Origin of the sequence: Vibrio sp. A8-1 (assembly GCF_013048685.1) — a bacterium.
Lineage (GTDB): Bacteria > Pseudomonadota > Gammaproteobacteria > Enterobacterales > Vibrionaceae > Vibrio > Vibrio metschnikovii.
In genome coordinates this window covers 23,812-41,219 of record NZ_VHTC01000001.1, presented here as the reverse complement: position 1 = coordinate 41,219, position 17,408 = coordinate 23,812, and the positions used below count along the sequence as shown (strand labels likewise).

Below are 17,408 nucleotides of genomic sequence, written 5' to 3'. Positions count from 1 at the left end.
ATGATCTTATCAACGACGCCTAAATTAGGTATAGGGGTCGCAGCATTAGTTGCGGCTCTAGTTATTAGTGCATTGGCCGCTTTATTGTGGCAAGCCCCTTCTTTTGCGATTAGTCAATTATGGCATGACGCTTATTACCGTCATGTTACTTGGTTTAGTTTCTATCAAGCATTTTTTTCTACGTTACTGAGTGTGGGCTTTGCTATTCCAGTCGCTCACGCTTTAAGTCGTCGCCGCTTTAAAGGTAAAGAACTTCTCCTCAAGCTGTTTGCGATGACCTTGGTGTTACCCGTTTTAGTCGGGGTATTTGGTTTACTCGCGATTTACGGTAATCAAGGATTAGTCGCCAAGATACTTGGCTATTGGCACATCCGTCTGCCTTTTTCGATTTATGGTTTAAACGGAATTTTATTGGCTCATGTGTTTTTTAATTTACCTTACGCAAGTCGATTATTGTTGCAAAGCTTAGTGGCTATTCCACTTGAGCAGCACAAGTTATGCGCCCATTTAGGCATGAGCAGTTGGCAAAAATTTAAATGGGTTGAGTGGCCAAGACTGCGCCAACAATTACCTCATGTCGCTAGCCTAGTATTCATGCTCTGTTTTACCAGCTTTGCTACGGTTATGGCATTAGGCGGAGGACCGAAAGCCACAACGATTGAGCTAGCGATTTATCAAGCGATTAAGTTTGATTTTGATTTGGCTACGGGGGCACTGTTAGCCATTTGGCAGATGTTGTTGTGTGGATTGTTATACTTTTCGATGCAATGGTTTAGTCGTTGTTTGCCCGCAACTCAAGGGGGAAATTATCCTGTCCAAGTTTGGGGGGGGGACACTCGACTAAAACAACTCTGGGATGGAATGTGGATTGGTGTGGTGATCTTATTAGTCATTCCTCCTTTACTGATGGTGGTCTTAAGTGGTTTAAATAGCTACCTGTGGCAAGTGTTGAGTAGTCAGGAATTTTGGCTTGCTACCGCAGCCTCTTTTCAAGTGGCCAGTGTTACCGGTGCGATAGCGTTACTCGCAGGATGTGCGATTGTTATAACGAGTCGTCATTGGCGAATCAATCAACAACCTATTAAAGCCAATAGTATTGAATGGATTGGCACCATTATTCTGGTTACGCCCGGCTTAGTGATCAGTACCGGGTTATTTTTGTTGCTGCGTCAAATGGTCGATATCTTTAGCATGGCTTATTGGTTGGTGGTCGTCGTCAATAGTGTTATGGCGTTACCTTATGTGATTAAAACCTTATCGCAACCGATGCTGCATATTGCTCAGCAGTACCATTTATTGTGTGCCAGCCTTGGTTTAAGGGGGTGGCAGCGTTTGCGACTGATTGAGTGGCGAGCGCTGAAAAAGCCGTTTGCCCACGCTTTCATCATTAGTTTTTTAGTCTCCATGGGGGACCTGAGTGCGGTAGCGCTATTTGGTAGTCAGCAGTTTCGCACCCTCCCGCTGTACTTATACCAACTCATGGGTAGCTATCAGATGCAGGCTGCCGCAGTAGTGTCATTGGCTTTATTGGTCTTTAGCGTGGGTCTTTATTACGGCGTTGAACGGCTATTGCAGATTAAACAGAGAGAGTAAATCATGCTAAATATTGCAAAGCTTACTTATCAATATCAAGATGAGAGTTTCATGTTTGATTTAACGATCAAGCAAGGCAGTATCATGGCGTTGATGGGACCCAGTGGGGCAGGTAAGTCAACGTTGCTCAGTTTAATTGCCGGTTTTATCAACCCTCAAAGTGGTCAGATTGAGGTTGAGGGGCATTCTGTGCTCGGTCAACCGCCGCATCAGCGACCTTTTGCGATGTTGTTTCAAGACCACAATTTATTTCATCATCTCACCGTCTGGGAAAATATTGCACTCGGGCTAAATCCAAGTCTTAAATTAACCGATAGCCAGCGACAACAAGTGGTTGAGGCGGCACGGCAAGTCGGGCTTGAAGCGTTACTAACGCGTTTGCCTGAGCAACTCTCCGGCGGCCAAAAACAACGGGTAGCCTTGGCGCGATGTTTTGTACAAGCTCATCCTATTTGGTTGTTGGATGAACCTTTCTCGGCTCTTGATCCGTTATTACGTGAAGAAATGTTGGAATTAGTTAAATCATTAGCTAAAGCGCGATCAGTGACGGTATTGATGGTCACGCATCATCTTAACGATACTCAAACCATTGCTAGTCACTTTGCGTTTTTAGCTCAAGGTCAAGTTCAGGTAACCGGCGAGATTGAGCAGTTGCACGAGCGCAACGCTCACCCATTATTTAGCGAGTTTGTTCGAGCAGGAAGTCATCGTAGCTAATGGTCACGATGACCGGTTGATCTGCTCGTTAACCTTTGCTCCGTTTTGCCCTCAATCCCCCCGTGAGTGAAGGTTATTGAAGGCGAACGTTTTTATTCCTACGGCTGAGAAGTTTAGCTATCTTGCCCATAAAGGGTTTTGATCATTTGATAAATTTCTCGTGCCGCTTTGGGCGGCTTTTGACCTTGTTTCTCTTTACTGGCTTGACGAGCCAACTGGCGTAAACGCTGTCTATCGGCTTCAGGATAGTGCTCCATCAAAGCTTCAATCGCGCTATCACCTTGTTCAACAATTTTATCCCGCCATTGCTCTATCTTATGCAAGATAGCGGTAGTTTGAGCGTGTTTATTGCGCAATTTATCCAAAGCGATTTGAATCGGCTCCGGATCAACGTGGCGCATCATTTTACCAATGTACTGTAATTGACGGCGACGTGCCTCGTTTTTAAAGCGTTGTGCATCTTTCACCGCTTCGGCTAACTCTTCCGGTAGCGGGACTTTTTGCAAGGCAGATGGTTTTAACTCCACCAACTCTTCACCGAGTTTTTGTAAGACAATCATGTCATTTTTCAGCTCAGTCTTACTGACTAAGATGATCTCTTCTTCCTCTTCCCAAGGGGCTTTCTGGTTTTTACGCGCCATAGTCTTCACTAATTAGTTATTTATCTCTGCTATTTTAGCAAGAATCGTGGGGAGAAAGCGAAATTCTTGTTATCCTAAGACGATAAAAGCTCAATTAGTTGTGGATGAGAGATGGATATTAGACAGCAAGTGATGATCCAACGTGCCGAACTTGAAGCGGCGGTAGCTAAAGCACTCGATATGGCCTCTGCTCAAGCGGATGCCGCCGAAGTGGCAATCAGCAAAAGTACCGGGTTAAGTGTTTCCTCTCATATGTGTGAAGTGGAAAATGTTGAATTTAATAGCGATGGTGCCTTGGGGATTACCGTCTATCGAGGTCAACGTAAAGGCAGTGCATCAACCTCTGATTTGAGTGAGAAAGCCATTCATCAGACCGTATTAGCGGCTTTAGATATTGCTCACTATACCTCAGAAGATCCGTATGCTGGCCCAGCGCCCAAAGCGTTAATGGTTAAAGATATTCCAGATTTAGATTTGTTTCATCCTGATGAGCCAAACCCTGATCGCGCTGCTTCGATTGCCATTGCTGCAGAGCGTGAAGCTCTCAACTACAGCAGTAAAATCAAACAAAGCGATGGGGCGAGCTACGACAGTCATTACGGCGTCAAAGTTTATGGTAATAGCCACGGTTTATTAGCCAGTTATGCTTCGAGTCGTCACAGCATCAGTTGTAGCGTCATCGGTGAAGGCAAAAATGGCGAGATGGAGCGTGACTACAGCTATACGGTGGCACGTCATCGGGATGACTTATGGACACCCCAGCGTGTTGGTCAACAAGCGGCAGAGAAAACCATCCAACGTTTGGATGCTCGCCAACTGAAAACGGGTCAATATCCGGTGATGTTTGCTGCCGATGTCGCGACTGGCTTAATGGGCCATTTAGTGACGGCGATCAGTGGTGGCAGTCTGTATCGTAAATCCTCTTTTTTATTGGATCATTTAGGTCAGCAAATTTTGCCTAGTTGGTTCACGATTAATGAGCGTCCACACTTATTGCGCGGCCTTGCTTCGACCCCTTTCGATAGTGAAGGGGTGGCGACGATTGACCGAGAGATCATCACCGATGGTGTTCTAGCAACATACTTATTAACCAGCTACGCCGCACGGAAGATGAATATGCAGCCAACAGGCCATGCCGGTGGGATCCATAACTGGTTTATTACCTCTACAGGACAAGACTTTGATCAATTACTCAAAACAATGGGCAGTGGTTTGTTGGTTACTGAGGTGATGGGGCAAGGTGTGAATACGGTGACTGGGGATTATTCTCGCGGCGCAGCAGGATTTTGGGTGGAAGATGGCCAAATTCAGTATCCCGTTTCTGGTGTGACCATTGCTGGTAACTTAAAAACCATGTTTAAGCAATTGCTGGCGGTCGGAACTGATGTCGAAACTCGTTCACAAATTCAAACGGGTTCGATGTTGATCGAATCAATGAAAGTTGCTGGCGAATAACGCTAACGGCTAGGCCACAAAGCGCTGAATACCATCAGCGCTTTGAGTCATCCGACATTAAAACGATGTCGCTAAATCAGTAGTGTCGCTAAACCCAAAAAAACCGATAAACCGACTACATCGGTCACGGTGGTTAATGCCATACCACCAGCTAATGCGGGATCGATATTCATTTTTTTGAGTAGGATAGGAATCGTCACACCCGCGACGCCCGCAATGAATAGGTTGGCCATCATGGCGGCAGAAATAATCCCACCCAACAGCCATTCTCCTTTCCATAACACGACGATGGCACCAATGATCAGCGCCCATAATATGCCATTAAAAAAGCCGATCGCGGCCTCTTTAAGCAACAGTTCGCGTTTATTACTATCACCAATGTGGCCAAGAGCCAATCCACGGATCACCAACGCTACGGTTTGATTACCGGCTACCCCCCCCATAGAGGGGACTATGGTCATTAATACCGCAATGGCAGCCATTTGCTCCAATGTTGCTTCAAACATATTCGACACCGAAGCCGCGGTCAGTGCCGCTAAGACGTTGGCACCCAGCCAAATACTGCGCTTACGAGTTGATTTTAACACGGGGGCAAAGGTATCTTCATCGTCGTTCATACCCGCCATACTCATCATTGAGTGCTCGGCATCTTCACGAATTACATCCACCACATCATCGATGGTAATTCGACCTACTAAATGTTGGTGCTCATCGACCACTGGAGCAGAGACCCAGTTACGTCGCTCAAACAGACTAGCGACATCCGAGTCTTTGGCATCGACCTTAATCGCTTCATCGGCATCTTCCATCACTTCACTGACTTGAATGTCAGGCTGAGTGGTGATGAGGGTGGCTAAAGGTAGGTAACCAATCAGTTTGCTCTCTTCGTCAATGACGTACAGTGAGTCTGTGGCATAGGGCAGTTGGCCTTTCATCCGTAAATAACGCAGCACAACATCAACATCAACGTCACCACGAATAGTGATGACGTCAGTATTCATCAGACCGCCAGCGGTATCTTCTGGATAAGACATCGCTGTTTCGACACGTTGACGCTCGGCGGCATCCATTTGTGCCAATACTTCACGAGAGACGTCATCTGGTAAGCTACGCAGTACATAAGCTAAATCGTCACTGTGCATCCCTTCGGTTGCTTCGATGAGCATCTCTGGGGCCATCTTCGAGACTAACGCATCTTTGACGTCTTCGTTGAGCTCTTCAAGGATCTCGCCGTAATCTTCAGGGTCGGTCAATTGCCACAAAACATCACGAGCTTTGCGGGGAGAGGCTTCTAACAGGTGGGCGATATCTTCCGGTTCCATGTCCTGCAGTTGCCTGCGCACATGAACAAAGCGACCATTTTCTAGCGCTTCGGTAATTTCTTGGAGGGTGTTATGAGCTTGGTCAAATTCAATCGGTTCGGCCATGCTTCCTCCTCACGGTTATTAAGTTTTTGACAATAGACAGAATAGTAACTTAATTTACGAATCAAGTAACCTGAAGATATTGGAGCGGTCAATGTCAATGGGATTAACAACGAATTAACATTCGACGGTAGGGATAGGTGAAGAAGATTCGATAACGCTTATTCGCTCTCATCAAATTTACTTTCAATCAGTTGGCATACCGCATCCAGAGCAGTGCTGGCATCGTCACCATCGGCACAAATAGAGATTCTCTGTCCTTGAGCCGATTCGAGCATCAGTAAGCCCATCACACTGTCGGCGGTGGCTTGCTTCTCATCTTCGCCTTTAATGGTAATCACAGCTTGAAAAGATTGAGCAAGCTCGACCAGTTTAACGGCAGCTCGCGCATGTAGCCCCAGTTTATTTTGAATGAAGACTGTACGATGCTCGTGTGCCATAAGGGATTATCCTTGATGTTTCTCTAATGAATGATGGCGTATCTGGACTTGATGACCCAGTTGGGCGAAGTACTCACCGAGCTGTTGAGTGAGATACACCGAGCGATGTTTGCCGCCTGTACAGCCAATCGCAATGGTTAAATAACTGCGATTGTTTTTTTCCAGTAGCGGTAACCAATATTCAAAAAAACGTTGAATATGCAGTTTTAATTCAATGACATCGCTGTGACTTTCAAGAAACGATTTGATCGGTGCATCCAGTCCAGTGAGAGGGCGTAAATCTGGCTCCCAGTGAGGGTTGGGTAAAAAACGCACATCAAATACGTAATCCGCGTCGCTTGGTATACCATATTTAAAGCCAAAGGATTGGAAGACCATCACTAAATCACGCCGTTCACGCCCTTCGACTCGCATACGTACGGTCTCACTCAGCTCATGCAAAGATTGATTGCTGCTGTCTAGTAACAGATCCGCCTGCTCTTTTAATGGCGCTAATAGACACTTTTCCCGCTCGATGGCTTGAGCTAAGGTCGGTTTATCATCTTGTAATGATAATGGATGAATGCGGCGTGTTTCACTGTAGCGTTTGAGCAGTGTCTCTTTACTGGCGTCCAGAAAGAGTACACTGACATCATTATTTTTTTTGAGTTGGTCTAAGACATCTTCCACCAAACTCGGTTCTTTCGGTAAGTTACGGATATCAATACTCACCGCGACATTTTGTTTGCTGTCTTGCACCGATTGTATGAAGGCATCTAATAAGCTAACGGGCAGGTTATCGACACAATAGTAACCTAAGTCTTCAAGGACTCGTAAGGCGACACTTTTCCCCGCGCCAGATTGACCACTCACTACAATTAAACGCATCACAAGACCTATTGAGGTTGATTGAGCATAATATCGTATAGCTCTTGGTCGCTTTCGGCGTGTCTGAGCTGCTTAAGAATTTGCTTGTCGTTGAGGCGTTCGGCCATGCAAGATAAGGTTTTCAAGTGTTCTTTACACTGCTCTTCTGGAACCAGTAAAGCAAACAAAAGATCAACCGGTCGGTTATCAATGGCATCAAACTCAATCGGTTCAGCACACTGAATCAATACGGCGACCGCCTTTTCACTGTCAGTCATTCGGGCATGGGGAATCGCAATACCATTGCCGATGCCAGTACTGCCCATTTTTTCACGACTGAGCATGCATTCAAACAGCTCAGTGGCATTTTGACCAGTATGTTGAGCGGCGATTTCACTGATGATTTCTAATGCTCGTTTCTTGCTAGAACATTGGACTGCACTTTTGGTGCAGTCCAATGAGAGTACTTCGCTTAATTGCATGTTAATGGCTACTTAGCTTTTCTTTATGCTTGTTGAGTTGACGAGAGAGTTTATCCACTAAACTGTCGATCGCGGCGTACATATTTTCATCGTCTGCCGTCGCGTGGATTTCTCCCTGGTTTACGTGGAGCGTAGCTTCGGCGATCTGGCGAAGTTTTTCAACCCGTAAAATCACTTGAGTGGTATTGATATGCTCGAAAAAGCGCTCAAGCTTTTGAAACTTCGAATGAACATAGTCTTGCATTGCATCGGTAAGATCAATGTGGTGGCCTTGGATATTGATTTGCATAGACATTCCTTCTCTGTTGGGCCTTATAACAGGCGTTTCCGCTGACTCGAGGGCGCAATCGCCAAGGATTCACGGTATTTCGCAATGGTCCGTCTTGCTACCTGAATCCCTTGATCAGCGAGTAGGGCTGCGATTTTGCTATCACTTAATGGTTTCGCTGGGTTTTCTGCCGCCACCAATTTTTTAATCAGGGCGCGAATCGCAGTCGATGAACACTCTCCGCCATTATCGGTACTGACATGACTTGAGAAAAAGTACTTTAATTCAAAAATACCCCGTGGGGTGTGCATGTATTTCTGGGTCGTCACTCGAGAAATGGTTGATTCATGCATTTCCACGATCTGTGCCACGTCATTTAACACCATCGGTTTCATGGCTTCTTCGCCATATTCGAAGAAATCGCGTTGATGTTCAACTATGCACTTGGCAACTTTGAGCAAGGTCTCGTTTCGGCTTTCTAGGCTCTTAATTAACCACTTTGCCTCTTGCAAATTCGACCGAATGTAGTTGCTGTCAGGATTATTACCGCGGGCAAGACTAGCGTATTGCTGATTGATCTTTAATTTCGGGACGCTATCGGGATTAATGCTGACTTGCCATTTACCTCGGTCTTTATAAACCGAGACATCGGGAACGACATATTCTGCTTGTTCTTGAGAGATTCGATTACCTGGACGAGGATCTAACTGTTGAATCAGTTGTAGCGCGTCACGTAAGACCTCTTCTTTGAGTTTGCTCTCTTTAACAATCAATTTAAAGTCACGATTACCCAACAGGTCGATGTAATCAGTGAGTAGCAGTTTGGCTTCGCTTAACCAAGGTGTCTCACTCGGATAGGTTGCCAATTGCAGTAATAAGCAATCTTGCAGATTGATCGACGCGACGCCAAGGGGATCAAACTGTTGGATACGTTTGCGAACCGCTTCTACTTCATCGAGTTCGATCTCTTGTTCTGCGAAGTTTTCTAAAATCTCACTCAGCGGGACAGTGAGGTAACCGTGATCGTCGATCGCGTCGATTAACGCTCGGGCGATGGTACGATCGGTATCACTAAAAGGGGTCAGATCCAGTTGCCACAATAAATAATCTTGTAGCGTTTCGGTGGTCTCTCCTTGATAAACCGGTAAGTCATCGTCGAAGGCTAACCCCGTACTGCCACTGTTAGCGCTGTAGACATCATCCCAAGTGGCGTCCATTTCTAGTTCGGCACTGATTTCTGATTTTTCGATTAATTGTGAACTGTCTTCTGGTTCGCTCGCCTCTGCACTGGGAGCTGGGTCTTCATTGCGCGCAGAGTTGTCGTTAGCGGAGAACTCTTCAATGGTCTCTTCAACATCCAGTAGCGGGTTAGAGATCAAAGCTTCTTGGATCTCTTGTTGTAGATCCAAGGTAGAGAGTTGCAGCAAACGGATGGCTTGCTGCAACTGGGGAGTCATGGCTAACTGTTGACCAAGCTTGAGCTGTAATGAAGGTTTCATTCAGTATTAACTACCTTGTCTAGGTGATGCCTTACTTGATGTTTATCCTGCGACGTTAATGCCTATCCTACTGATCATCGATAAGTAGTCGTACTGTAATCATAGACGGAATTGTTCACCAAGATAAACCTGTTTTACTTGTTCATTATTCAGGACTTCGTGTGGTGTACCTTCGGCAATCAAACGTCCTTGACTGACAATATAGGCTTTTTCACACACGTCGAGGGTTTCTCGTACGTTATGGTCGGTGATCAGCACACCCAGTCCACGATCGCGCAAGTGCTCAATGATTTTCTTAATATCGATGACTGAAATAGGATCGACGCCAGCAAATGGCTCATCGAGTAAGATAAATTTCGGATTGGCAGCCAATGCGCGGGCAATTTCTACTCGGCGGCGTTCACCGCCTGACAGTGCCATGCCGGCACTATGACGAATATGTTGGATATGAAACTCTTCGAGAAGATCTTCAAGTTTATCTTGTCGCTCTTCATGGGTCATTTCTTCACGCGTTTGTAAGACCGCCATGATGTTATCCTCGACCGATAATTTTCGAAAAATCGAGGCTTCTTGCGGTAGATAACCAATGCCTAGTCGTGATCGGCTGTGCATCGGCAAAATGCTAATGTCTTTATCGTCGATCATGATCGAACCTTCATCGCGCGCAACCAAGCCAACAATCATATAGAATGAGGTGGTTTTACCAGCACCATTGGGGCCAAGTAAACCGACGATCTGCCCAGATTCAACTTGTAGGCTCACATCGGAGACAACTTTACGTTTTTTATAGCTTTTGGCTAAATGTTCTGCTTTGAGTATCGACATAATTAATCTTGCTGCACGGCTTGAGGTTGAAGAATGGTAGAGACGCGTTCCGATCCCTGTCCATCAGCAATCAGTTTTTGTGATGAGATCTGATAGCGAATTTGCTGACCCCGGATCTCGCTGTCATCTTGAGCTAACATCGCTTGACCAATCATCAGCAGTTCGTCGTCAGCCATTTTGTAATACAGCTGCTTTGCTTGACCGTGCAAGGTTTTTCCCTCATCGGTCAACTGAGAAAAGGTAGCAGGATTGCCATAACCTTCAATTTGTTCGATTTTGCCGTTTTCCGGATTACGAATCACGACCAGTCGTTCAGCATTGATATTAATACTGCCCTGAACCAGTTTAACATTAGAAATATAGGTCACTCGGTTGTTCTTCATATCCAACTGCAGGCTATCTGAGTTGATATGAATGGGCTGTTGGGTATCAGTAGACAGAGCCAATGTCGGTGCCGAAGCAAATAAACAAGCCAAAAGACTAAGGTGTGAAAGTTTCATATCTACCTTGTACATGGTTATAGAGAACCGCCGAATGGTCAGACAAATTACCCTTCATCGCCTGCCCGTGAGTTTCAAACTGTGGCCCGATCAACGTGACTTGGCTATCAGACCAAAAGTCACGATTATCGAGTTGAATGCTAAATTTACTGGTTGTGAGTCGTTCAAAGCCAGAATCCGCCAATAAATTATGGGCCACAACGTCATCATAAAGGATCAACACTTGCTGTTTAGTGAGAATTCCGCGTTTTGCCGTTAATTGCCACTCTTGGGTTGTTCCATCTCGATACACTTTAAGGACGGGATACTCAAACGTCGTGTTGCCACTTTCCGCATAAAAATCTAAGTGTTGTGAGATAATCTCATAATTCCGTACACCTTGTTGATTGTAGGTGACGTTGTTGAGATGTTTGCCGCTGAACATCGGCAGCTCAAAATTTGGGGTAACTTGAATCGCCGTCGATTGATCTTTATCCAGCAGATAATACCCCGACCAAGCAGCGACAAAAAATAAACAAAGATAAAGGATACGAGTCAAGCTCATATGCTCAGACCTTGATAGGTTTCCAGTTGATCTCGAGCTTGTAAAATAAGATCACAGACTTCACGTACCGCCCCATGTCCCCCTTTAATATGAGTGACATAATTGGCTTTTTGAATCAGTAAAGGGTGTCCATCAGCGACACATACTTTGAGTGCGACCTTGTCCATGACGGGCCAATCGATCAGATCATCGCCAATATAAGCGGTGTGTTCTGGGGCAATGGCCAGCTTTTGACAAATATCGTGATAAGCGCTGAGTTTATCATCTTGGCCTTGGTAAACCAGTGAAATACCTAACGCTTTCATGCGATTTTCGACTATTTTTGACTGACGACCTGTAATGATCGCAATCTGAATTCCCGCTTTCATTAGAGACTTTACGCCATAGCCATCGCGGGTATGGAAGGTTTTTAGCTCTTCCCCCTGGTTACCCATGTAGACCAACCCGTCAGAGAACACACCGTCAACATCACAAATCAGCAGTTGGATCTGCTTAGCGATGGCGAATACGTTGGCATCCACTTGACCATATAAAGTGGTGATTGGTTGAGTCATCACATCACTCCTGCTTTGAGTAGGTCGTGCATATTTAAAGCGCCAACCAACTTATGGTTATCGACCAGCATTAAGCCATTAATACGTTTCTCTTGCATTAAGTTTAGCCCTTCTACCGCGAGTAGGTGGGGGGAAGCAACGGTTGGGTTTTGCGTCATGACTTGCTCGATAGTCGCGCTATGAATATCCACTCGTTTATCGAGAATTCGGCGCAGATCGCCATCAGTGAAAATCCCCACTAAGCGATCATCGTCGCTGACGACGGCGGTCATGCCTAAGCCTTTTTGACTGATTTCTAGTAGTGCTTCTCTGATCAGTGCATTAGGCGAAACTTTAGGCAGCGCTTCTCCTTGGTGCATGATATCCGATAGCTTAAGCAGTAATTTACGGCCAAGAGCACCACCAGGATGTGATAACGCAAAATCTTCAGCGGTAAACCCCCGTGCTTGCAGAAGTGCAACGGCTAATGCATCGCCCATGACTAACGTGGCTGTGGTGCTTGATGTCGGCGCTAAACCTAGCGGACAGGCTTCTTCAGGAACAGTGATTTGTAAATGGATATCGGCCAAGTTCGCCATGGTTGAACGGGGGTTACCAGTCATACTGATGATGCGATTATTGAGCCGTTTTAATACCGGAAATAGCGCTAGAATCTCAGAAGATTCACCAGAGTTAGAAATGGCAAGCACAATATCACCGCGTTCTATCATACCAAGATCGCCATGCGAGGCTTCGCCTGGGTGTACGAAAAAAGCCGAAGTGCCTGTACTGGCTAACGTCGCGGCAATTTTTTTACCAATATGCCCAGATTTACCGATCCCCATTACGGCGACTTTACCCTGTTTATTCGCGATAATCATTTCACACGCTTGAGTAAAATCAGCATTAAAGTACTGTTCTAATTGTTGTAATCCGGCAATTTCAGTGGCCAGCACTTGCTGAGCAACACGGCGGTAATCAAAGTTTTCAGACATTCCCATTCCCTACATTAAGCAGCCATATTCATCAATAAATACCCTTGATAGGCAATGAATATGATAAACAGTACAGCACCCTCGAGACGGTTAATACTGCGTGATTTACCAAGGGCCATGATCACTAGTAATAATGAGACCGCTAACATGACCCAAAAGTCACGGCCCATAACGCTATCGCTCAGTATCGATGGGTTTAAAATCCCAGGAATACCCATTACGGCAAGAATATTAAACACATTCGAGCCGATGATATTGCCGACGGCCATATCATCTTCACCTTTTAATACTCCAGCCAGCGAGGCAGCAAGTTCTGGTAAGCTGGTTCCGACGGCAATAATCGTCAGTCCGATAACCAAATCACTCATACCAAAATACTTGGCAATGATCACTGAGTTATCAACAAGCATGCTGGCCGCAAAAGGCAGTAGTATTAGACCAATAACGACCCAGATGATGGCTTTTTTATTACTCACATCGCTTGGAATCTCTGATTCACATTCTGCCAATAAGGCATCACCATTTTGCTGCTCTTTACGACTAATGTGTAACATCGCTAAGATAAACACCGCAAAGAGAACAAACAGCAGAATACCTTCATAAAAGCCTAAATAGCTATTCCAGAGCAGAAGACCAGATAATAACGTCACGCCAACCATCAGTGGTAATTCGCGACGCAAGACCATTGAACTGATTGATAATGGTTTAATTAATGCCGTGATGCCGAGGATCAACGCAATATTGGCGATGTTCGAACCGAGTACGTTACCCACCGCGGTATCCGTTTTGCCATCTAAAGCGGCGGTAGCTGAAACCATCATTTCAGGGGCTGATGAGCCCATCGCTAAAATAGTCATCCCGATAACTAAGGGAGAAATACCGACGTTACGTGCGATGGCGGCAGCGCCAAAAACCAGCTTATCGGCACTCCAAACCAGTAGAATCAGGCCGACAATCAGTAATCCAGTGGCTTCGAGCATGGCGATTCCTAATCTCAATAAAAAATGAATGAGTAACCGCTAATTTTGACGTGTTGGTCACTAAAAGGGAAGTCGAAAATAACATTTATTGTGGCATTTTTATCAAGGGTTTTCATGCGTGATTGCGCTTAATTGAGAGAAATCGGACGCTTTACTTACACTTTGTTACCGATTTTTCCGGATAGTCAAAGGTTCGATGACGTTTTCATCACTCTTCTTATCGTCAGTGATGTAAGGTTATTAGAGCAAAATATCACTGGCCGGAGAGAGGGCTTGTCGAATGACTAATTGAACAGCGCTTTTAATTTAGGCCTAATCTGCTTATGATTGCGCATCATCTGGATGGAAAACCACAACAGCGAATCGAGAGTATGTCCGAAACTGATCTAGTGACCATCAATAAGTTAACCTTTTCCCGAGCCAATCGTCTCATCTTTGATCAGGTGAGTCTGCAGGTACCGAAAGGGAAAATCACCGCCATTATGGGGCCTTCTGGAATAGGCAAGACGACCTTGTTACGTTTGATTGGTGGTCAACTCCTGCCTGAAGCCGGTGATATTTGGTTTGATGGCGATAATATTCCCCATTTATCACGTAAACAGCTTTATCAAGCCCGTAAAAAAATGAGCATGCTTTTCCAATCAGGTGCTCTATTTACCGATCTTAATGTGTTTGATAATGTCGCCTTTCCACTTCGCGAACATACGAAATTAAACGAGGCGTTGATAAAAACACTGGTCCTTCTTAAGCTTGAAGCGGTGGGTTTACGCGGAGCTGCCCATTTAATGCCAAGCGAGCTGTCTGGTGGTATGGCACGTCGAGCCGCCTTAGCGCGAGCCATCGCGCTTGATCCGGAGCTGATCATGTACGATGAACCGTTTGTTGGCCAAGATCCTATCACCATGGGGGTTCTGGTTGAGCTGATCCGTAACTTAAATCAAGCATTAGGTTTAACGTCGGTGGTGGTGTCTCATGATGTGCCTGAAGTGATGAGTATTGCTGATTGGGTTTATTTATTGGCGGATGGCAAGGTGATTGCTTTTGGTACGCCGCAAGAACTGGAAAATAACCCAGATCCACGCGTGCAACAATTTTTACGCGGTGAAGCGGATGGGCCTGTCCCTTTTCGTTTTCCTGCGCAGTCGATAGAGAAGGACTTGTTTGATGGCCAATAATTGGGAGCAAGCAATCAGTCGCTTTGGTCGGCGCTGTTTAGGCGTTGGCGAATCTTTTGGGCGAGCGAGCTTGATGCTGTTTGGGGCTCTGGTAGGAAGACCAAGACCGATCCAACATTTACCTCTGCTGATTAAACAATTGTACAGCGTTGGCGTACAGTCTCTGGCGATTATTATCGTCTCAGGCCTGTTTATTGGCATGGTTCTCAGCTTGCAAGGTTATGTAATCCTAGTGGATTTTGGGGCTGAAACTAGCTTAGGGCAAATGGTGGCCTTGTCGTTATTGCGTGAGCTTGGCCCTGTTGTCACGGCATTGCTGTTCGCGGGACGAGCCGGTTCGGCGTTGACGGCAGAAATTGGCTTAATGAAAGCTACCGAACAAATCTCCAGTTTAGAAATGATGGCCGTGGATCCGCTTAAGCGAATCATTGCCCCACGTTTGTGGGCTGGACTGATTTCGATGCCTTTACTGGCGATGATCTTTATGGCAGTAGGTATTTGGGGTGGGCACTTAGTCGGCGTTGATTGGAAAGGTATTGATCAAGGTAGTTTTTGGTCGGTAATGCAATCGTCGGTTGAATTAGGTAGAGATATTGGTAACAGCCTGATCAAATGTGTGGTCTTTGCGATCACAGTAACTTGGATCGCGCTGTTTAACGGTTATGACGCTATTCCTACTTCAGAAGGGATTAGCCGAGCGACAACACGTACCGTGGTACACTCGTCTTTGGCGGTGTTAGCACTGGATTTTGTTCTGACCGCATTGATGTTTGGGAATTAAACATGCAGCAAACACGAAAAGTAGAATTTTGGGTAGGGAGTTTTGTGCTAGCAGGAATTTGCGCAATTCTTATTATGATTTTTCACGTAGCTGACGTGAAAGGGTTAGGTTCAAACGATACTTACTCATTAACCGCTGAGTTCGATAATATCGGCAATTTGAAAGTTCGCTCACCAGTCAAAGTGGGTGGTGTAGTCGTGGGGCGCGTATCCGATATTCAGCTAGATCGTCATCGTTTATTGCCGGTTGTGACCATGGCGATTGATAGTCGATATGATCAGTTTTCTGAAAACTCCAGTGTGAAAATACTCACTTCAGGATTAATTGGTGAGCAATACATAGGTTTAGTGCCCGGATTTGTCTTTGATGATGAGCAAATGCTCAAAGATGGTGACCATATTGAAGACACCAAATCAGCGCTGGTATTGGAAGATTTAATCGGCCAAGTGCTGTATAGCGTAGGCAGTTCAGACAGTAAAAAACAGGAGTAAATCATGTTGAAACGGTATTGGGTTTTAGTACTAGGCCTGTTTTTTTCATTGGCAATTCAAGCCGAAGTGATTGATAAAACGCAGCCTTATCAGATGATGAAACAAGTGGCAGAAAAGTCATTTGCTCGTTTAAAAGCGGAACAACCTAAGATTCGCGACAATCCTGAGTATCTTAAAGTCATTGTTGAAGAAGAGCTGATGCCTTACATCAATGAGCAGTATGCAGCGTTGAAACTACTCGGCACACATTTACAAGGGGCTAATCGTGAAGAGGTTGGCCAGTTCATTACGGCGTTTCGCGCTTATATGGTGACAAGCTATGCACAAGCCTTAACTCAATATAACGATCAGCGCGTTGAGTTTGCTCCTGAAGTTCCAGTCCCAGAAGGGCGACGGATTACTGGTGTACAGGTGGAACTGATCGATCCACCAAGACCGAATGTGAAAATTGAATTCCGTCTGCGTCAGGAGAGAAATGGAGAATGGAAAGGATTTGATATGATTGCAGAAGGGATCAGTTTGTTATCAAGTAAGCAATCTGAGTGGAGCGGTAAAATCCGTCAAGACGGGATCTTAGCGGTCGCGAAAGAGTTGCAACGCTTATCAGAGCAACCGATCCGTTTTGAGAGTGAGTCACAATGAGTGAGCAATGGCAAATGACCAATCCTGAACACGCCTTATTAAAAGGCGCGCTGGATAGAGAAACCGTTCCTAACTTGTGGCGTCATTTACAAACTTGGCAACCGACGGCTTTGCAATGCGAGATTTCTTTAGCAGAGGTACAACGTATCGATTCTGCGGGGATGGTAATGCTCATTCACTTAATAGAGCATGCAAAAACACAAAACTGTCATATAATGCTGAGTTTTGTGCCACAACAACTGCGCACATTATTTCAGTTGAGCAACATCGAAGCGATGATGACTCAACATATTCAACCATTAGCAGGGGTGAATTGTGGATAGCACACAAGTACAACAATTATTACAACAAGCGCTCAACCTTGAAGAGCTACATGTCAAAGGTGAAGGTAGCCATTATGAAGTGATCGCGATTGATGCGAGCTTCGAGACGATGAGTCGAGTGAAAAAACAGCAACTGATTTATGCTCCATTAATGGCGTACATTCAGCGTAATGATATTCACGCGGTATCAATCAAAACGTTCACCCCACAAGAGTGGGCTCGCAATAAAAAGTTGATGTCGCTGTAAGGTTTTT

The 17,408-nt window shown here is 45.5% G+C and carries 22 protein-coding genes; 9 read left to right on the top strand and 13 right to left on the bottom strand.

Translation table 11 applies throughout. The annotated features are described in order from the left end of the window. Together thiP and thiQ are read left to right on the top strand one after the other, a co-directional pair. Positions 1-1,593 carry a thiamine/thiamine pyrophosphate ABC transporter permease ThiP gene (gene thiP, locus FKN93_RS00205; protein ID WP_161438759.1) on the top strand — a complete coding sequence of 531 codons (1,593 nt, stop codon included), beginning with the start codon at positions 1-3 and terminating at the stop codon, positions 1,591-1,593. A 3-nt stretch (positions 1,594-1,596) separates the two neighbouring features. Beyond that, positions 1,597-2,310 (top strand): thiamine ABC transporter ATP-binding protein, encoded by a 714-nt coding sequence (gene thiQ, locus FKN93_RS00200; RefSeq protein WP_170904255.1) that lies wholly within the window; start codon positions 1,597-1,599, stop codon positions 2,308-2,310. Positions 2,311-2,423: 113 nt separating this feature from the next. Here the strand turns inward: thiQ and yjgA are convergent, their stop codons facing one another. Next, on the bottom strand, positions 2,424-2,951 hold the full coding sequence (gene yjgA / locus FKN93_RS00195) for a ribosome biogenesis factor YjgA (protein ID WP_154170055.1): 528 nt from the start codon (positions 2,949-2,951) through the stop codon (positions 2,424-2,426). 111 nt (positions 2,952-3,062) lie between these two features. On the opposite strand from yjgA, the gene pmbA reads away from it, so the two are divergent. Next, positions 3,063-4,406, top strand: a complete 1,344-nt coding sequence (gene pmbA, locus FKN93_RS00190; RefSeq protein ID WP_170904254.1) for a metalloprotease PmbA — start codon at positions 3,063-3,065, stop codon at positions 4,404-4,406. A 71-nt stretch (positions 4,407-4,477) separates the two neighbouring features. On the opposite strand, the gene mgtE is transcribed toward pmbA, so the two are convergent. The 12 genes from mgtE to FKN93_RS00130 form a co-directional block, all read right to left on the bottom strand. Continuing rightward, the gene (gene mgtE / locus FKN93_RS00185) at positions 4,478-5,833 is read right to left on the bottom strand and encodes a magnesium transporter (protein WP_004394579.1); all 1,356 of its coding nucleotides are present in this window, start codon (positions 5,831-5,833) and stop codon (positions 4,478-4,480) included. Between the two features lie 158 nt (positions 5,834-5,991). Further along, positions 5,992-6,270: an HPr family phosphocarrier protein gene (locus tag FKN93_RS00180; protein WP_154170059.1), complete on the bottom strand. Its 279-nt coding sequence runs from the start codon at positions 6,268-6,270 to the stop codon at positions 5,992-5,994. A 6-nt stretch (positions 6,271-6,276) separates the two neighbouring features. Then, on the bottom strand, positions 6,277-7,137 hold the full coding sequence (rapZ, locus tag FKN93_RS00175) for an RNase adapter RapZ (RefSeq protein WP_154170061.1): 861 nt from the start codon (positions 7,135-7,137) through the stop codon (positions 6,277-6,279). An 8-nt stretch (positions 7,138-7,145) separates the two neighbouring features. Then, entirely contained in the window at positions 7,146-7,598 is a 453-nt protein-coding gene (ptsN, locus tag FKN93_RS00170; RefSeq protein WP_004394582.1) for a PTS IIA-like nitrogen regulatory protein PtsN, read from the bottom strand. Position 7,599: 1 nt separating this feature from the next. After that, entirely contained in the window at positions 7,600-7,887 is a 288-nt protein-coding gene (gene hpf, locus FKN93_RS00165; protein WP_004394583.1) for a ribosome hibernation promoting factor, read from the bottom strand. Between the two features lie 23 nt (positions 7,888-7,910). Next, positions 7,911-9,365, bottom strand: a complete 1,455-nt coding sequence (locus FKN93_RS00160; RefSeq protein ID WP_161438763.1) for an RNA polymerase factor sigma-54 — start codon at positions 9,363-9,365, stop codon at positions 7,911-7,913. Positions 9,366-9,464: 99 nt separating this feature from the next. After that, positions 9,465-10,190 carry an LPS export ABC transporter ATP-binding protein gene (gene lptB / locus FKN93_RS00155; RefSeq protein WP_004394585.1) on the bottom strand — a complete coding sequence of 242 codons (726 nt, stop codon included), beginning with the start codon at positions 10,188-10,190 and terminating at the stop codon, positions 9,465-9,467. Positions 10,191-10,192: 2 nt separating this feature from the next. After that, positions 10,193-10,690 carry a lipopolysaccharide transport periplasmic protein LptA gene (gene lptA / locus FKN93_RS00150; protein WP_040904005.1) on the bottom strand — a complete coding sequence of 166 codons (498 nt, stop codon included), beginning with the start codon at positions 10,688-10,690 and terminating at the stop codon, positions 10,193-10,195. Next, positions 10,671-11,234, bottom strand: coding sequence for an LPS export ABC transporter periplasmic protein LptC (gene lptC / locus FKN93_RS00145; protein WP_040904008.1), 564 nt, complete (start codon positions 11,232-11,234; stop codon positions 10,671-10,673). The genes lptA and lptC overlap by 20 nt, the downstream gene beginning before the upstream one ends. Next, the gene (kdsC, locus tag FKN93_RS00140) at positions 11,231-11,788 is read right to left on the bottom strand and encodes a 3-deoxy-manno-octulosonate-8-phosphatase KdsC (protein WP_158144659.1); all 558 of its coding nucleotides are present in this window, start codon (positions 11,786-11,788) and stop codon (positions 11,231-11,233) included. Before kdsC ends, lptC begins: the two co-directional genes overlap by 4 nt. Continuing rightward, on the bottom strand, positions 11,788-12,762 hold the full coding sequence (locus tag FKN93_RS00135) for a KpsF/GutQ family sugar-phosphate isomerase (protein WP_004394588.1): 975 nt from the start codon (positions 12,760-12,762) through the stop codon (positions 11,788-11,790). The genes kdsC and FKN93_RS00135 overlap by 1 nt, the downstream gene beginning before the upstream one ends. Before the next feature lie 14 nt (positions 12,763-12,776). Continuing rightward, positions 12,777-13,742: a calcium/sodium antiporter gene (locus tag FKN93_RS00130; protein WP_154170067.1), complete on the bottom strand. Its 966-nt coding sequence runs from the start codon at positions 13,740-13,742 to the stop codon at positions 12,777-12,779. A 371-nt stretch (positions 13,743-14,113) separates the two neighbouring features. Between FKN93_RS00130 and mlaF the strand changes: the two genes are divergently transcribed. From mlaF to ibaG, 6 genes are read left to right on the top strand one after another with little or no spacing between them, the layout of a single operon-like run. Continuing rightward, a complete protein-coding gene (gene mlaF / locus FKN93_RS00125; protein WP_040904029.1) occupies positions 14,114-14,917 on the top strand; it encodes a phospholipid ABC transporter ATP-binding protein MlaF in 804 nt (267 codons plus the stop codon). Continuing rightward, a complete protein-coding gene (mlaE, locus tag FKN93_RS00120; RefSeq protein WP_170904253.1) occupies positions 14,907-15,698 on the top strand; it encodes a lipid asymmetry maintenance ABC transporter permease subunit MlaE in 792 nt (263 codons plus the stop codon). The genes mlaF and mlaE overlap by 11 nt, the downstream gene beginning before the upstream one ends. A gap of 2 nt (positions 15,699-15,700) precedes the next feature. Then, entirely contained in the window at positions 15,701-16,189 is a 489-nt protein-coding gene (gene mlaD, locus FKN93_RS00115) for an outer membrane lipid asymmetry maintenance protein MlaD (RefSeq protein ID WP_154170071.1), read from the top strand. Between the two features lie 3 nt (positions 16,190-16,192). Further along, positions 16,193-16,831, top strand: a complete 639-nt coding sequence (locus FKN93_RS00110) for a phospholipid-binding protein MlaC (protein WP_154170073.1) — start codon at positions 16,193-16,195, stop codon at positions 16,829-16,831. After that, the gene (locus tag FKN93_RS00105; RefSeq protein ID WP_170904252.1) at positions 16,828-17,154 is read left to right on the top strand and encodes a lipid asymmetry maintenance protein MlaB; all 327 of its coding nucleotides are present in this window, start codon (positions 16,828-16,830) and stop codon (positions 17,152-17,154) included. The genes FKN93_RS00110 and FKN93_RS00105 overlap by 4 nt, the downstream gene beginning before the upstream one ends. After that, complete coding sequence (gene ibaG, locus FKN93_RS00100; protein ID WP_004394594.1) at positions 17,147-17,401, top strand: BolA family iron metabolism protein IbaG; 255 nt, start codon at positions 17,147-17,149, stop codon at positions 17,399-17,401. Before FKN93_RS00105 ends, ibaG begins: the two co-directional genes overlap by 8 nt. Positions 17,402-17,408: the final 7 nt, after the last annotated feature.

Bases quoted from the DNA above. Each gene is read 5' to 3' on its own strand.
- FKN93_RS00110 (WP_154170073.1), top strand. From the start codon at position 16,193: ATGTTGAAACGGTATTGGGTTTTAGTACTAGGCCTGTTTTTTTCATTG.
- pmbA (WP_170904254.1), top strand. From the start codon at position 3,063: ATGGATATTAGACAGCAAGTGATGATCCAACGTGCCGAACTTGAAGCG.
- FKN93_RS00130 (WP_154170067.1), bottom strand. From the start codon at position 13,742: ATGCTCGAAGCCACTGGATTACTGATTGTCGGCCTGATTCTACTGGTT.
- lptA (WP_040904005.1), bottom strand. From the start codon at position 10,690: ATGAAACTTTCACACCTTAGTCTTTTGGCTTGTTTATTTGCTTCGGCA.
- thiQ (WP_170904255.1), top strand. From the start codon at position 1,597: ATGCTAAATATTGCAAAGCTTACTTATCAATATCAAGATGAGAGTTTC.
- lptB (WP_004394585.1), bottom strand. From the start codon at position 10,190: ATGTCGATACTCAAAGCAGAACATTTAGCCAAAAGCTATAAAAAACGT.
- FKN93_RS00160 (WP_161438763.1), bottom strand. From the start codon at position 9,365: ATGAAACCTTCATTACAGCTCAAGCTTGGTCAACAGTTAGCCATGACT.
- FKN93_RS00105 (WP_170904252.1), top strand. From the start codon at position 16,828: ATGAGTGAGCAATGGCAAATGACCAATCCTGAACACGCCTTATTAAAA.
- mlaE (WP_170904253.1), top strand. From the start codon at position 14,907: ATGGCCAATAATTGGGAGCAAGCAATCAGTCGCTTTGGTCGGCGCTGT.
- hpf (WP_004394583.1), bottom strand. From the start codon at position 7,887: ATGCAAATCAATATCCAAGGCCACCACATTGATCTTACCGATGCAATG.
- thiP (WP_161438759.1), top strand. From the start codon at position 1: ATGATCTTATCAACGACGCCTAAATTAGGTATAGGGGTCGCAGCATTA.
- yjgA (WP_154170055.1), bottom strand. From the start codon at position 2,951: ATGGCGCGTAAAAACCAGAAAGCCCCTTGGGAAGAGGAAGAAGAGATC.
- mlaF (WP_040904029.1), top strand. From the start codon at position 14,114: ATGTCCGAAACTGATCTAGTGACCATCAATAAGTTAACCTTTTCCCGA.
- rapZ (WP_154170061.1), bottom strand. From the start codon at position 7,137: ATGCGTTTAATTGTAGTGAGTGGTCAATCTGGCGCGGGGAAAAGTGTC.
- lptC (WP_040904008.1), bottom strand. From the start codon at position 11,234: ATGAGCTTGACTCGTATCCTTTATCTTTGTTTATTTTTTGTCGCTGCT.
- mgtE (WP_004394579.1), bottom strand. From the start codon at position 5,833: ATGGCCGAACCGATTGAATTTGACCAAGCTCATAACACCCTCCAAGAA.
- kdsC (WP_158144659.1), bottom strand. From the start codon at position 11,788: ATGACTCAACCAATCACCACTTTATATGGTCAAGTGGATGCCAACGTA.
- mlaD (WP_154170071.1), top strand. From the start codon at position 15,701: ATGCAGCAAACACGAAAAGTAGAATTTTGGGTAGGGAGTTTTGTGCTA.
- FKN93_RS00135 (WP_004394588.1), bottom strand. From the start codon at position 12,762: ATGTCTGAAAACTTTGATTACCGCCGTGTTGCTCAGCAAGTGCTGGCC.
- ptsN (WP_004394582.1), bottom strand. From the start codon at position 7,598: ATGCAATTAAGCGAAGTACTCTCATTGGACTGCACCAAAAGTGCAGTC.
- FKN93_RS00180 (WP_154170059.1), bottom strand. From the start codon at position 6,270: ATGGCACACGAGCATCGTACAGTCTTCATTCAAAATAAACTGGGGCTA.